We start from the raw sequence: 14,268 nt of genomic DNA on the forward strand, positions 1-14,268 counted from the left end.
GGGGCGGCCGCTTCGAGCACGTGGGCGCTGCGCTCGCGTGGGCCGCCTTCCCAGGTGTCGCCTCTTTGAGAGGCACCCTGCGCTGGGGCGGGCGGGGCGGGATGCGCAGCTCGGCACTACGGGGTGCCGCTGCGCCCACCCGTGCCGCCCTGGGGTCCCCCCCAGGCCCTTAAGTCACTGGGGGAGGCACGACTGCCCGCAGCTACGCCATCCACTGACCCAGCAACCGCTCCAGCACCACCGCGATGCCGTCCTCCTCGTTCGAGGACGTCACCTCGTCTGCCACCGCCCTCAGTTCCTCATGGGCGTTGGCCATCGCCACTCCCCGGGCCGCCCAGGCGAACATCGGGATGTCGTTGGGCATGTCGCCGAAGGCGATGGTGTCTGCGGCCTTCATGCCCAGGCGGCGGGCGGCCAGTGACAGCCCCGTGGCCTTCGAGAGGCCGAGGGGGAGGAGTTCGACGATGCCCTGGCCGGCCATGGCGACGGTGACGAAGCCGCCCGCAGCCCGGCGGGCCGCCTCGGCGAGTTCGTCGTCCGTCAGCGTCGGATGCTGGATGTAGATCTTGTTCAGCGGGGCGGCCCACAGATCGGACACGTCGGTGAACGGAGTGGCCGGAAGGGCGCCCGTGACCGAGTAGCCGGGCCCGATCAGCACCTCGCCGTCCAGCCCGTCGCGGCTGGCCGCCAGATACAGCGGACCGACCTCCGCCTCGATCTTGGCCAGGGCCACCCCGGCCAGTTGCCGGTCCAGGGTCACCGACGTCAGCAGACGGTGTTCGCCGGCGTCGTAGACCTGCGCGCCCTGCCCGCAGACCGCGAGCCCGTGATAGCCGAGGTCGTCGAGGATGTGCCGGGTCCACGGGACCGCACGGCCGGTGACGACGATGTGCGCGGCGCCCGCCGCGGTGGCCGCGGCGAGCGCGTCACGGGTGCGCTGCGAGACCGACTCGTCGGAGCGCAGCAGCGTTCCGTCGAGGTCGGTCGCGATGAGGCGGTAGGGGAAACCGGTGGTCACTTGGCCACCGGCTCCAGGACCTCCCGGCCGCCCAGATACGGACGCAGCACCTCGGGCACACGGACCGAGCCGTCGGCCTGCTGGTGGTTCTCCAGGATCGCCACGATCGTGCGCGGTACGGCGCACAGCGTGCCGTTGAGCGTGGCCAGCGGCCGCACCTTCTTGTCCTCGCGGACCCGGATCGACAGACGGCGGGACTGGAACTCGGTGCAGTCCGAGGTCGAGGTCAGCTCGCGGTACTTGCCCTGCGTCGGGATCCACGCCTCGCAGTCGAACTTGCGCGAGGCGGAGGCGCCGAGGTCACCGGAGGCGACGTCGATGACGCGGAACGGAAGCTCCAGCGACGTCAGCCACTGCTTCTCCCACTCCAGCAGGCGCTGGTGCTCGGCCTGCGAGTCCTCGGGGGCGACGTACGAGAACATCTCGACCTTGTCGAACTGGTGGACGCGGAAGATGCCCCGCGTGTCCTTGCCGTGCGAGCCGGCCTCGCGGCGGAAGCAGGGCGAGAAGCCCGCGTAGCGCAGCGGGAGGCGGTCGGCGTCGAGGATTTCGTCCATGTGGTAGCCGGCGAGCGCCACCTCGGAGGTGCCGACCAGGTACAGGTCGTCGCTGTCGAGGTGGTAGACGTCCTGCGAGGCCTGGCCGAGGAAGCCCGTACCGCCCATGGCCTGCGGGCGGACCAGCGCCGGCGTCAGCATCGGCGTGAAGCCGGCCGCCGTGGCCTGTGCCAACGCGGCGTTCACCAGGGCCAGCTCCAGCAGCGCGCCGACGCCCGTCAGGAAGTAGAAACGCGAGCCCGAGACTTTCGCGCCGCGCTCGACGTCGATGGCGCCGAGCAGTTGGCCGAGCTCCAGGTGGTCCTTGGGCTCGAAGCCCTCGGCGCCGAAGTCACGGATCGTGCCGTGCGTCTCCAGGGTGACGAAGTCCTCCTCGCCGCCCACGGGGACGTCCGGGTGGACGAGGTTGCCCAGCCGGAGGAGGAGCTCCTGGGTCTCGGCGTCGGCCGCGTCGCGCTCGGCGTCGGCCGCCTTGACGTCGGCGGCGAGCTGGCTCGCCTTCTTCAGCAGCTCGGCCTTCTCGTCCCCGGTGGCCTTGGGGATCAGCTTGCCGAGCGCCTTCTGCTCGGCGCGCAGTTCGTCGAAGCGGACGCCGGACGACCTGCGCCGCTCGTCGGCAGACAGGAGAGCGTCGACGAGCGCGACGTCCTCTCCACGGGCGCGCTGGGAGGCGCGCACACGGTCGGGGTCCTCACGGAGCAGGCGAAGGTCAATCACGCGGTCAAGGCTACCGGTGCGGGGTGAGGGCCCACGACTCACTATTCCGAGATGCGGCTTACGTGCAGGTGTGAGTTAATTGCCATGCTGTCAGTGATGATCTTCGGGTTCCCTTGATCGGAGCATGCAAGGGATGGCTGGTTGACTGGATTTTCTTGTGCAGTACGGGACTTGGGGGTCTGGTTGTCCACAGGAATCCACACCCTCCGATGAGTTATCCACAGGCTGTGTGAAGATCTGTGGATGTCGGAATTGATCATTCCGAAACTCGTGGATGGACCCCAGGATTCCCGGGGTAAAAATTACTTATGCCCACTTTTGGGTGGAAATGCTTCACTCCGAAGGGTTGACCGAGGGGAAAGCGTGGGCGAAGGGTGACCTGCACCCCGGTGGACACGGTGAGGGCATGTCGGCCGATTTGTCGACTGAGTGGCACTCCTCTGTCGACTTGTCCCCAGGTTGAGATGCGGACCTGTGGATAACTCCTGTGGATAACGAAAATACGCTGGTAGCACTGGCCGGAAGAGGGGTTGGACAGGCCTGGCCGAAAGAGCGCTAGAACCGGCCGTCCTGGCACCGAGCCACCCAATCGGCCGCCGACGAGAACTCCCCGTCCGACGTGCCCGGCAGCAGCGGCCGTACGTCCGCCGTGGTCGCGTCCGCGCGCGGGTACGAGCCGAGGAAGCGCACCTGGAGGCAGATCCGCTTGAGCCCCATCAGGGCCTCGGCGACCCGCCGGTCGGAGATATGGCCCTCGGCATCGATGCAGAAGCAGTAGTTGCCGATGCCGGCGCCGGTCGGCCGGGACTGCAGCAGCATCAGGTTGATGCCCCGGGTGGCGAACTCGCCGAGCAGGTCGCGCAGCGCGCCGGGGTGATCGTCGCGCTGCCACAGCACGACGGACGTCTTGTCCGCGCCGGTGGGCGCCGCGGGCCGGGCGGGGCGGCCGACCAGCACGAACCGCGTCTGGGCGTTCTCCGCGTCATGGATCCCGGCCTCCAGGGCCTCGAGGCCGTACCGGGCGGCTGCGAACTCACCTGCGAAGGCCGCGTCGTACCGGCCCTCCTGCACCAGACGGGCGCCGTCCGCGTTCGAGGCCGCCGACTCCCAGACCGCGTCGGGCAGATTCGCCTTCAGCCAGTTGCGCACCTGCGGCTGCGCGGCCGGGTGGGCGGTGACCGTCTTGATGTCCGACAGCTTGGTACCCGGCCTGACCAGCAGCGCGAAGGTGATCGACAGCAGCACCTCGCGGTAGATCATCAGCGGCTGGCCCGCGACCAGTTCGTCGAGCGTGGTGGTGATGCCGCCCTCGACGGAGTTCTCGATCGGCACGAACGCGGCTTCGGCCTCGCCGGCGCGCACCGCGTCGAGCGCGGACTGCACGGAGACGTACGGGATCAGTTCCCGGGTCGCCGCCTCCGGGAGTGTGCGCAGAGCGACTTCGGTGAAGGTGCCCTCGGGGCCGAGATACGCATAGCTCGCTGGCATGTCCTCACCCTAATGGTCACCCGGAAAACCGGCTCACGTGTCCCACGAGCGCCGCTCCACCGGATGACCCTCACCCCTCCAGCAACTCCTGCCCCACATACTGCCCCTCCGCCGCACCGCCCGGCACCGCGAACAGCCCGCTCGCCTCGTGCCTGATGAACTGCGACAAGGCATCCCCCCGGTCCAGCTTGCGCTGCACCGTCACGAACCCGCGCAGCGGATCCGCCTGCCAGCAGATGAACAGCAGACCGGCGTCCGGCACCCCGTCGGTGCCGAAGCCGTCGTGGTACGAGAACGGGCGCCGCAGCATCGCCGCACCGCCGTTCTGGTCGGGCCGGGTGATCCGCGCGTGCGCGTTGATCGGGACGACCAGGTTGCCCTCGGCGTCCGTCTTCTCCAGGTCCATCTCGGTCGTCTCGGTGCCGCCCGACAGCGGCGCCCCGTCGGACTTGCGGCGCCCGATGACGTTCTCCTGCTCCTTCAGCGAGAGCTGCTCCCAGTCGTCGAGAAGCATGCGGATGCGTCGTACGACGGCGTAGGAGCCGTTCGCCATCCAGGCCGGGTCGTTCGAGCCGGACGCCGGCACGAAGATCCGCTGGTCGAAGTCGGAGTCGGCCGGCTTCGGATTGCGCGTGCCGTCGATCTGGCCCATCAGGTTGCGTGCCGTCATGGGGTGGGCGGTGGCGCCGGGCGAGCGGTTGAAGCCGTTCATCTGCCAGCGGACCCGGGCCGCGCTGCCCGCGTCCTTCTGGATCGCGCGCAGTGCGTGGAAGGCGACCAGGGCGTCGTTGGCGCCGATCTGCACCCACAGGTCGCCGTTGCTGCGCGCCTTGTCGAGCTGGTCGGAGGAGAAGTCGGGCAGGGGGTCGAGGGCGACGGGGCGCTGCTTCTGAAGGCCCGTACGGTCGAAGAAGCTGTGCCCGAAGCCGAAGGTGATGGTCAGCGACGAAGGCCCCGCATCACGTGCCACATCCGTGTCGTCCTGTGTCGCCGGCTCGCCCGCCATCAGCCGCTGGGCCGTCTCGGACCAGCGGCGCAGCAGCGCGGTCGCCTCCTTGCGGCCCGCGCCCGCGGCCAGGTCGAAGGCGACGAGGTGGCCGCGGGCCTGCAGGGCGGTGGTGATGCCGGGCTGATGTTTCCCGTGAAACATCACCTGATCGGCGCCCAGCGAGGTGAGCGGCGTCGCCTGCGCGGGCGCGGCGGCATATCCGACGGCACCGCCCGCCGCGCCGAGCACGAGCCCGGTGGCGCCGGCGGTACCGAGCAGCGTGCGCCGCGAGATGCCTTCCTTCTGGGCGGCTTCCGGGGAAACCACCCCCTCGGGGCTCGCCTCGGGAGTACGGGCCTCCGGAATGGACTGGTCAGCCATGGTGGGGTCAGCCGATCTGCGCGTTCTTGGAGACGGTGGTCTGGTCGATGTCGGAGGTCCGTACGGTGACGGCGATGTTCCACTCGCCCGCCATGGGGATCTGCACTCCGTTCGCCGACCAGTGTCCGGTGGTGATGTGGTCCGGGACGACGGGCAGCGGTCCGATGTCCTTGGACTCCAGGGTGAAGGCGACCTTCACCTCGGCGATGTCGAAGGCGCGGCCATTGGGCCGCTGCACATAGACGTGCATCTCGTTGCCGCCGACCCGCGCGGGGTCGATGTCGAGCCGTACGACGCCCTTGCCGTCCGTGCCACCGGTGTCGAAGGTCATGTCGAGGGTCACGGCCCCGGCGTCGGAGGACGAGGACGACGACGCCGACGTGGCCGCCTCGGCCTCCTCCACCGTGCGCCCCGGTTCGGTGGACGTCAGCAGGGTGGTCACCGTGAGCAGGACGACCGCGACGCCCGCCTCGGCCAGCACCGAGCGGCGCAGTCCGTGGCGGATCGGGTCGGCGTCCCGGACGCGCTTCTGGCGTGCGGTGTCCATGGCGGCCCGCTGCCGGGCGAGCTGGGCGGCACGCTTCGGATCTGCTGCATCCGTCCGCTTGGAGCCGGAGGCCGCCTGCTTGCCGTCACCGGAAGCGGCACGTGCCGTGACCCGTTCCTTCGTGCGCTCCCGCTGTTTCCCGCCACTCGCGGTCACCGTGTCCGTCAGCTGGGCGGTCCACCGCCGAGAGATCCATGCGATGCCGACCAGCAGCACCACGAGCCCGACCTTGACGAGCAGCAGCTGCCCGTACCGGGTGCCGGTGAGTGCCGTCCAGGAGCCGACCTGCCGCCAGGACTGGTAGAGGCCGGTCGCGACCAGCGCTGCCACGCTGCCGAACGCGATCTGCGAGAACCGCCGTACGGCACCCGCATCGAGCGCAGCCTCCGCCGGCGCCCAGTACAGCGAGACCAGCAGCGCACACAGCCCACCGAGCCAGGCCGCCACGGCGAGCAGGTGGACGACGTCGACGGGCATCGCGATCCCGGCCTGGAGGCCGGTCGAGGCGTGCTCGGCCATCGCCCAGGTCGCGGCGATCCCGGCGGCCACGACACCTCCGCCGACGGCCAGTCCGAACGTCAGGTCCCGCTTCTCCTCCTCCTCGCGTTTGTCATACGCACCGAAGAGCACGGCGATGAACAGCGCCGCCGCGGCGAGCAGCAGCAGCCGGGACACCAGGGCCGCGCCCGTCTTGGTCTGCAGCACCTGCCCGAGCAGGTCCAGGTCGAAGACGTCGCCGAACTTCCCGGAGCTGGTGTAGGAGCCGCGCAGGAGGAGCAGGCCGAGAGTGGCCGCGGTGAGCGCGACCCACCCCGAGACGACGAGCCGCTGCACGGCCCGTACGCCCGAGCCGCGCGGCCAGCAGGCGAGGACGAAGGCTGCGCCGCCGGCCAGCACGGTGAAGCCGGCGTACGACACATACCGCCCGAACCCGTACAGCCAGCCGACGACCCCGCCCCCGGCCGTCTGGTCCGACACCGTGACGGAGGTCGAGGACGGGGCGCCGATGGAGAAGGTGTAGGCGCCGGAGACGGGGTGGCTGTCGGCCGACACCACCTGGTAGGTGACGGTGTAGGTGCCGTCGGGCAGGCCCGAGTGCAGTTTCACGGCGTACGTCGTTCCGCTGACGTTGCTCGCCGCGCCGGTGTCGGCCCGCTTGCCCTTGGGGTCGAGCACACGCAGCGAGCCGTCGGAGAGCGAGACGGGCTCGGAGAAGGTGAGCGAGACCTGTGCCGGGGCCTTGTCGACCACCGCTCCCTGCTGGGGGTCGCTGCCGGTCAGCGCGGCGTGCGCGGAGGCCGGTGCGGCGCCGGAGAGGAACAGGCCGACGGCGGCCAGGAGCAGCAGCACCAGGCTTCGGACGCGGGGGGCGATGGTCTGCGTCAAGGGGGTCCCTCCCTCAGTGCCCGGTCTTCGGGGTGTACGTCGCCGACTTCACCGGCATGTCCACGGTGACCGGATCGGCCGCGGCGAAGTGCAGCTCGACGGAGACCGTCTCACCCTGCTTCGGCTTGCGCTTCAGCTTCTCGAACATCAGGTGACTTCCCCCGCTCCTGAAGACGAGTCGACCGTGTGCGGGCACCGCGACCTCCTGGGCCTCGTGCATCGCCTGCCCGACGGTCTCGTGCACGGTCACCTCACCGATGTCGCTGGTGACCGAGGTCAACTCGGCTGCCTTGCCGCTCGTGTTGGCGATCGTCAGGAAGCCCGCCGCCATGGAGTCGGAGACGGGCTGCGGCATGTAGGCGGAGCTGACGGAGAGGGCACCCTCGGCGTCGTCGGAGTCCGCGCCGCAGCCGGTGAGAGCCAGCGCCCCGGCCGTCACCGCTGCCGCGACAGCGAGACGCCTCACGGGGTCTCTCCCTTGACGAGCTTGGGGAGGTCCTTGGTGTAGTCGTCGACGGTGGCGTCCTCGCCGTAGAGGACGTAACCCGCGTCGTTCTTCGGGGAGAAGGCGACGACCTGGGTGCCGTGCGTGGAGACGATCTTGCCCTTCTCCTTCTTCGGCGGGTCGATCGAGATGCCGAGGGTGCGGGCGCCGGCCTGGATGGTGTCGAAGTCGCCGGACAGGCCGACGACCTGGGGGTCGATGCCCTTGAGCCACTTGCCGAGCGCGGACGGGGTGTCCCGCTCCGGGTCGGTGGTGACGAAGACGACCTGCAGCTCGTCCTGTTCCGCCTTGGGCAGCTGCTTCTTGGCGACGGCGATGTTGTTCATCGTCAGGGGGCAGACGTCGGGGCAGTTGGTGTAGCCGAAGTAGATCAGTGTCGGCTTGCCCGCGGTCTCCTTGCGGAGGTCGTACTGCTTGCCCCGGGTGTCGGTCAGGACCAGGTCCGGCTTCTCGAAGGGCTGGTCGAGGACGGTGGCGGCCCGGTCGGAGCCGGCCTCCTCGGACACCATGGTGACGGGCGATCCGCCGTCGTCACCGCTGCTGCAGGCGGACAGGGTCAGGGTGGCGGCGGCGAGCAGCGCAGCCGCGGTGAACGTCTTCTTGCGCATGGAAAAGTCCCAGATGTGAGGTCTCCGGTGCGCACCGGGGTGCAGGACGACGCCTCACGCGTCGTCCGGACCCGGCGCGCACCGACGGAGCGGAAGGCTTCAGGCGTTGCTGCGCCGACGGCCGGCCAGCACGCCGTACGCCACACCGGCCGCGCCGACGACGATGCCGACGACGGCGAGGACACGGGCCGTGGTGTCGGTGCTGTCGGCGGGCTCGGCGGTGTCGGACGCGGTGTTCGCGGCGGCGGCCGAGGCGTCGTCGGTGGTCTCCTCGGAGCTCTTCTCCGCCTCCGAGGAGCCGTGGCTGTGGCCGTCCTCCTCGGCCTCGGACAGTGCGAGCACCGGCGCCGGGTTCTCCGGCTCCTCCTGGCCTTCCTGCGGGACCTCGATCCAGCGGACGACCTCGTCGTTGGAGTACGTCTGGATCGCCTTGAAGACCAGCTCGTCGGTGTCCTCGGGCAGCGCGCCGACGGAGACCGGGAACTTCTGGAAGAAACCGGGCTCGATGCCCTTGCCGTCGGCGGTCCAGGTGACCTTGCTGACGGCCTCGGTGATCTGCCGGCCGTGCGAGTCGATCGGCTTGTCCAGCTTGGACTTGGTGACCTTGACGTCCCAGCCCTGCACCGGCTCCGGCATCACGGAGGCCAGCGGGTGGTCGGTCGGGAAGTTGATCTCGAGCTTCGTGGTCGAGGCGTTGTCGCGCTCGTTGGGGACCTTGAAGTCGACGACCGCGTAGCCGCCCTTGGCGGCCGTGCCCTCGGGCTGCACGGAGACGTGCGCGAAGCAGGGGGAGGACAGAACGACGACGGCCGAGGCGGCGACGGCGCCGACGGCGGCGATACGGGAAACCTTCATGGGCGGTGAGCACTCCACTTCGAGTGAGGATCCGATGGTGGTGAAGAGGGGTACGCGTGCGTGCGGGTTGATTCCTCGACGACCCTGGACAGGGCTGCACGCGCGTGTGCCGCGTGACGGCGGCACTCACCCTTCGGCCGGATTCCGAACGAAGTGGCGGTCGCGTCGCGTCAGGCGGCGAGAGCGAGCGCGGCGGACGGCGGGCCGCGCCGGATCACCGTGTGCTGGAGTGCGGTCGTACGGGGCTGGGGGCAGGTGGGCGCGGCGGCGCGCCGGAAGCGCGGGCCGGCCTCGGGCGCCGCCGGGAGCCCCGCGCACAGGGCGCGCACCAGCGCGAGCGCCCCGCGCAGGGACCGTACGAGGGCCCCCTCCGTGACCGAGTACGCCGAGAGTTCCGCCAGGCGCAGCAGGGCGAGATCCCCGCGGCGCAGCAGCCAGCCGGCGGCGATCGCCGCGAGGACGTGGCCGAGCAGCATCGGCAGGGACGGCAGGAGCGCGGCCGGCGAACCGGCAGCGGCGGCCATGGCGTCCGCCGGGTGGTGCGCGGCCTGCGCTCCCGCGTCGGGGGAGATCCCCGCGTCCGTGAGGATCCGCTGGGCCTGCGCCGGGCTGATCGCCGCCGCCGTGGTCCCGCACACCAGCCGCGCGGCCTGTTCGACCAGGGAGGCGTCGGACACCGGCGGGGCGGAGGCCGTGAGCGGGGCCGAACCGTGCTGTCCCAGCCCGAACAGCGTGTGCAGGGCGATCTGTCCGGCCGCGAGCAGCGCCGCGATCCCGGGCAGCGAGCGCTCGCGACCGGCGAGCGGCGCGGCGACCACGAGCACCGCGAGGAATCCCGCGCCCAGTGTCCACAGCGGAACCCCGCCGGACCCGAGCGCGTGCCCGCCCGCGGACAGCACGACGCAGACCGCGGCGAACACCGCGGCCCGCAGGATCCGGAGGTCGGTTCCGGAGCGCACCGTGCGCGGCTGGGGGGCAGTCATGGCGGGCTCATCATCGCACTGGCCGGGTCGCCGCCGTACGGCAGGTCCGCAAGATTCCGTACCGTCCGGAAGGTCACCCGATGCCCCGGACCGGCCCGACTGGTGTATGCAGGCCCCACATACACCGCCTGCCACCCCTGGCGCATCCACCATATGGGCGGCATCACGTCGGTTTCGTGCTTACACACGGGTACGCGCGGTAATACGTATCGGTATGTCGAGCCGCGGCCAGGAGGCTGGAGCATGAGCATCTGGTGGTCACTCCATCTTCGGCGCGAGGCCGCAAGCGTTCCGCTCGCCCGCCGCCTGCTGCTCGGCACGATGGAGACGGCGGGTGTCGACCCCGACGTCTCGTACGACCTCTCCGTCGCGCTCACCGAGGCCTGTGCGAACGCCGTGGAGCACGGCGGGGACACCGTGCACGGCTGCACCTCGGAGGCGTACCGGGTCACCGCCTACCTGGACGGCGAGAAGTGCCGTATCGAGGTCGCCGACTCGGGGCCGGGATTCGCCCGTCCCCAGGCCCGTCCGGCGCCCGCCCACCCAGAGGCCGAGCACGGCCGTGGCCTGTGCCTGATCGAGGAGCTCGCCGACCACGTCCACATCGGCAACAAGCCGGGACCGGGCGGGGCGGTGGTGAGCTTCGACAAGATCCTCAAGTGGCGTGACAACTCCCCCCTGATGACGGCGTCCTGAACCCCGCGGGGAAGCGGACCTCCGGCCGGGCACCCCGTGGGTACCCGGCCGTCAGTCCGACGTCAGCCCTTCAACGAGGCCATCCACGCCTCGACCTCGGCGGAGCGACGAGGCAGCGCGGCCGACAGGTTCCGGTTCCCGTCCGCGGTCACCAGGATGTCGTCCTCGATGCGGACACCGATGCCGCGGTACTCCTCCGGCACCGTCAGGTCGTCGGCCTGGAAGTACAGGCCCGGCTCCACCGTCAGGCACATCCCGGGCTCCAGGACGCCCTCCACATACGTCTCGGTCCGCGCGGCAGCGCAGTCGTGGACGTCCATGCCGAGCATGTGCCCGGTCCCGTGCAGCGTCCACCGCCGCTGAAGTCCCAGCTCCAGCACCCGCTCGACCGGCCCCTCGACGAGCCCCCACTCGACCAGCTTCTCGGCGAGCACGCGCTGTGCGGCGTCGTGGAAGTCCCGGTACTTCGCGCCCGGCTTCACCGCCGCGATCCCGGCCTCCTGGGCCTCGTACACCGCGTCGTAGATCTTCTTCTGGATCTCGCTGAAGCGCCCGTTGATCGGCAGCGTGCGCGTGACGTCGGCGGTGTAGTACGTGTGCGTCTCCACGCCCGCGTCCAGCAGCAGCAGGTCACCGGAGCGCACGGGTCCGTCGTTGCGCACCCAGTGCAGCGTGCAGGCGTGCGGGCCGGCCGCGCAAATGGAGCCGTAGCCGACGTCGTTGCCCTCCACGCGCGCGCGGAGGAAAAACGTGCCCTCGATGTAGCGCTCGGAGGTCGCCTCGGCCTTGTCGAGGACCTTCACCACGTCCTCGAAGCCGCGCACGGTCGAGTCGACCGCCTTCTGCAGCTCGCCGATCTCGAAGTCGTCCTTGACCAGCCGCGCCTCGGACAGGAAGACGCGCAGCTCCTCGTCCCGCTCGGCGGTGACCTTGTCGGTCAGCGCGGTCTCGATGCCGGCGTCGTAGCCCCGGACGACGCGCACGGGCCCCGTCGCCTCGCGGAGCTTGTCCGCCAGCTCGCGCACGTCGGAGGCCGGGATGCCGTACAGCTTCTCCGCCTCGGTGAGCGAGTGCCGGCGGCCGACCCACAGCTCGCCCTGGCCGGAGAGCCAGAACTCGCCGTTCTCGCGGTCCGAGCGGGGCAGGAGGTAGATCGTCGCCTGGTGGCCCTCGCCCTTGGGCTCCATGACCAGGACGCCGTCCTCGGTCTGGTTGCCGGTGAGGTACGCGTACTCGACCGAGGCCCGGAAGGGGTACTCGGTGTCGTTCGAGCGGGTCTTCAGGTTGCCCGCGGGGATCACCAGACGCTCGCCGGGGAAGCGCGCGGACAGCGCGGCACGTCGGGCGGCGGTCTCGGCGGCCTGGGCGATCGGCTGCAGGTCGTGCAGCTCGGTGTCGGCCCAGCCGGACTTCATGTTCTCCGCCAGCTCGTCGGAAACGCCCGGGTACAGGCCGTTCTTCCGCTGCTTGATCGGCTCTTCCTCAGAAGCTGCGTCCGGGGTCTCCGGGAGCTCTTCGGCCACGGTCATCCTCCTAGATACGGCACTGGACCCCCTCCATCGTACGGTCGCACGGAAGGGGGCCCAGGGCCGAAAGACCTCTTACCGCCTCACTCGAAACGCGCCGCCAGCAGGACGACGTCCTCCTCGCTGTCCCCCGCGTCCAGCCCGTCCGGCAGGACGGTCCGCAGAATGTGGTCGACGATCGCCTCCGGGTCGCGCCGCTTGGCCCGGGACAGTCCGGCCGCGGCCGCATGGAGCCGGGCGAAGGCGCGGTCGACAGGATCGCCGGTGCGCTGCAGCAGCCCGTCGGTGTAGAGCAGAACCGTCTCTCCCGCCGTCGCCTGCACCTCCACGCTCGGCGCCTCCCAGCAGGCGAGCATGCCCAGCGGGGCCGAGACGGAGGTCTCCACGAACTCCGTGCGACGCTCCCCGATCAGCAGCGGCGGGGTGTGCCCGGCACCGGCCAGCGTGATCTTGTGAAGGTCGGGCTCGCAGTAGGCGAACAGCGCGGTGGCCGAGCGGGCGGGCTCGGTCAGCCGCAGCAGCAGCTCCAGGTCGGACAGGACGGCGACCGGATCCTCGCCCTCCATCACGGCGTACGCCCGCAGCGACGCCCGCAGCCGTCCCATCGCGGCGACGGCGCTGGGCCCCGACCCGGTGACCGAGCCGACGGCGAGACTGAGGGCCGCGTCGGGCAGCGGCAGCGCGTCGTACCAGTCGCCACCGCCGCGCGGACCGGTGCGGTGCCGGGCGGCGAGCTGGACGCCGGAGACGCGGGGCAGCCGGGAGGGGAGCAGTTCCTCGGAGATCGTCGCCATGCACGCGCGCGTGCGCTCGACTTCGAGGAGCCGCGCGAGGTGTTCGGCTGCGTAGCGGGCGTACAGGCCGATGAGGTGCCGTTGCCGCTCGACCGGTTCGGCGGGCTCGTCGTAGACCCACATGGCGGCGCCGACCCGACCGGCGGTCTCGGCGGACAGGGGGAGTGCGTAGCTGGCGGCGTAGCCGAGGCGGGCGGCCACTTCGCGGTGGCGGGGGTCGAGCCCGTCCTCGGCGAACAGGTCGGGCCGGACGATCTCGCGTACCTCGGCGGGCGGCCCGGGCGGCGTGTCGAGCAGTTCGCCGTACGGCATCGAGGCGCGTGGCACGGTTTCGAGGTGACCGAGGTCGGCCTGGCCGAGGCCGAGCCCGAGGGTCGTGCGGGGGCCGAGTCCGTCGGCCGGTTCCAGAACGACCAGCCCGCGCGAGGCGCCCACCAGGGCGGCTCCGGCGCGCAGCAGTTCCTGGAGCGCTGCGGGCAGTGCGTCCGTGCGGGCCAGGCGTTCGGTCAGTTCGTGGAGGGTCGTGAGGTCCGAGACCCAGCCGGCGAGCCGGTCCTGGAGAAGGGCTCCCGGGCCGGTGGTGACGGCGGACGTGGTGGGGGCGGAGGGGGCGACAGTGTGTGCGGGCGCCGGAACCGTTGAATCGATTCCGGCCACTTTCGAAGGGTGCGGGGCGTTCATGGCGTCCGGCTTTCCGACCGGTGCGTTTTGCGCAAAAGCATCGCGAACCCCCATGTCATTCTGCGCCGCTAGCAGTGTCTCCACATGTACACGCACTCGTGAGGAGATGTCCAGCATTGTCCTGCTGGGATTCCTGGTGTCCGTGGGGCTGCCGTGGTCTAGGGACGGATCTCCTGGGAACTCTTGCGAAAAGCAGAAGTTGGCTGAAAACTGCCTCGGGTAAGGGTCTATTGCGGTCGACTGGGCTTGCTCGACGGAGCGTCACAGCGGTCGTGATGGGTACGTACTCGGAGAAGGCCAGGGGTGGTTGGGGGTCACCCGGAACCTGGCGACGGACCCGGGCGTCTTAACCACCGACGACCGAGCCCCATCCTCCCGTGGCGGCGGCGGAGAGAAATACATCGGGACGGCAAACGCCACACTTCGCCACCCCACGCCACGCCATGCTTTTGCCAGACGCAGTATGGACGCGGACGCAGCCAACGCTCGGCCATAGGGGTTCCCCGTGCCTGAAGAGCACGGGTGTGATGCGCCAACA

12 protein-coding genes are annotated in these 14,268 nt (G+C 70.5%); 1 reads left to right on the plus strand and 11 read right to left on the minus strand.

Annotation, left to right across the window (positions count from 1 at the left end; all coding sequences use genetic code 11):
- Positions 1 to 202: 202 nt before the first annotated feature.
- From ACFVJQ_RS11975 to ACFVJQ_RS12015, 9 genes are all read right to left on the minus strand, one after another.
- Positions 203 to 1,018, minus strand: a complete 816-nt coding sequence (locus tag ACFVJQ_RS11975) for an HAD family hydrolase (protein ID WP_385783003.1) — start codon at positions 1,016 to 1,018, stop codon at positions 203 to 205.
- On the minus strand, positions 1,015 to 2,292 hold the full coding sequence (gene serS, locus ACFVJQ_RS11980) for a serine--tRNA ligase (RefSeq protein WP_224739974.1): 1,278 nt from the start codon (positions 2,290 to 2,292) through the stop codon (positions 1,015 to 1,017). The genes ACFVJQ_RS11975 and serS overlap by 4 nt, the downstream gene beginning before the upstream one ends.
- Positions 2,293 to 2,847: 555 nt before the next feature.
- Positions 2,848 to 3,780, minus strand: coding sequence for a prephenate dehydratase (gene pheA, locus ACFVJQ_RS11985; protein ID WP_385783006.1), 933 nt, complete (start codon positions 3,778 to 3,780; stop codon positions 2,848 to 2,850).
- A gap of 70 nt (positions 3,781 to 3,850) precedes the next feature.
- Entirely contained in the window at positions 3,851 to 5,149 is a 1,299-nt protein-coding gene (gene efeB / locus ACFVJQ_RS11990) for an iron uptake transporter deferrochelatase/peroxidase subunit (RefSeq protein ID WP_385783009.1), read from the minus strand.
- A 7-nt stretch (positions 5,150 to 5,156) separates the two neighbouring features.
- On the minus strand, positions 5,157 to 7,082 hold the full coding sequence (locus ACFVJQ_RS11995) for a copper resistance CopC/CopD family protein (protein WP_385783012.1): 1,926 nt from the start codon (positions 7,080 to 7,082) through the stop codon (positions 5,157 to 5,159).
- A 13-nt stretch (positions 7,083 to 7,095) separates the two neighbouring features.
- Positions 7,096 to 7,548, minus strand: coding sequence for a copper chaperone PCu(A)C (locus ACFVJQ_RS12000; protein ID WP_385510526.1), 453 nt, complete (start codon positions 7,546 to 7,548; stop codon positions 7,096 to 7,098).
- Positions 7,545 to 8,195, minus strand: a complete 651-nt coding sequence (locus ACFVJQ_RS12005) for an SCO family protein (RefSeq protein ID WP_385510527.1) — start codon at positions 8,193 to 8,195, stop codon at positions 7,545 to 7,547. The genes ACFVJQ_RS12000 and ACFVJQ_RS12005 overlap by 4 nt, the downstream gene beginning before the upstream one ends.
- 99 nt (positions 8,196 to 8,294) lie before the next feature.
- Positions 8,295 to 9,050 carry a YcnI family protein gene (locus ACFVJQ_RS12010; protein WP_385510528.1) on the minus strand — a complete coding sequence of 252 codons (756 nt, stop codon included), beginning with the start codon at positions 9,048 to 9,050 and terminating at the stop codon, positions 8,295 to 8,297.
- A gap of 170 nt (positions 9,051 to 9,220) precedes the next feature.
- The gene (locus tag ACFVJQ_RS12015; RefSeq protein ID WP_385783016.1) at positions 9,221 to 10,033 is read right to left on the minus strand and encodes a hypothetical protein; all 813 of its coding nucleotides are present in this window, start codon (positions 10,031 to 10,033) and stop codon (positions 9,221 to 9,223) included.
- A 243-nt stretch (positions 10,034 to 10,276) separates the two neighbouring features.
- Here ACFVJQ_RS12015 and ACFVJQ_RS12020 point away from each other — a divergent pair, with 243 nt between their 5' ends.
- A complete protein-coding gene (locus ACFVJQ_RS12020) occupies positions 10,277 to 10,729 on the plus strand; it encodes an ATP-binding protein (RefSeq protein ID WP_224737554.1) in 453 nt (150 codons plus the stop codon).
- Positions 10,730 to 10,791: 62 nt separating this feature from the next.
- Here ACFVJQ_RS12020 and ACFVJQ_RS12025 read toward each other — a convergent pair whose 3' ends face one another.
- Positions 10,792 to 12,258: an aminopeptidase P family protein gene (locus ACFVJQ_RS12025; protein WP_385783020.1), complete on the minus strand. Its 1,467-nt coding sequence runs from the start codon at positions 12,256 to 12,258 to the stop codon at positions 10,792 to 10,794.
- A gap of 80 nt (positions 12,259 to 12,338) precedes the next feature.
- On the minus strand, positions 12,339 to 13,847 hold the full coding sequence (locus ACFVJQ_RS12030; protein WP_385510532.1) for a PP2C family protein-serine/threonine phosphatase: 1,509 nt from the start codon (positions 13,845 to 13,847) through the stop codon (positions 12,339 to 12,341).
- Positions 13,848 to 14,268 lie beyond the last annotated feature (421 nt).

This window comes from Streptomyces sp. NPDC127197, from assembly GCF_042672405.1.
GTDB classification, from domain to species: domain Bacteria; phylum Actinomycetota; class Actinomycetes; order Streptomycetales; family Streptomycetaceae; genus Streptomyces; species Streptomyces flavusporus.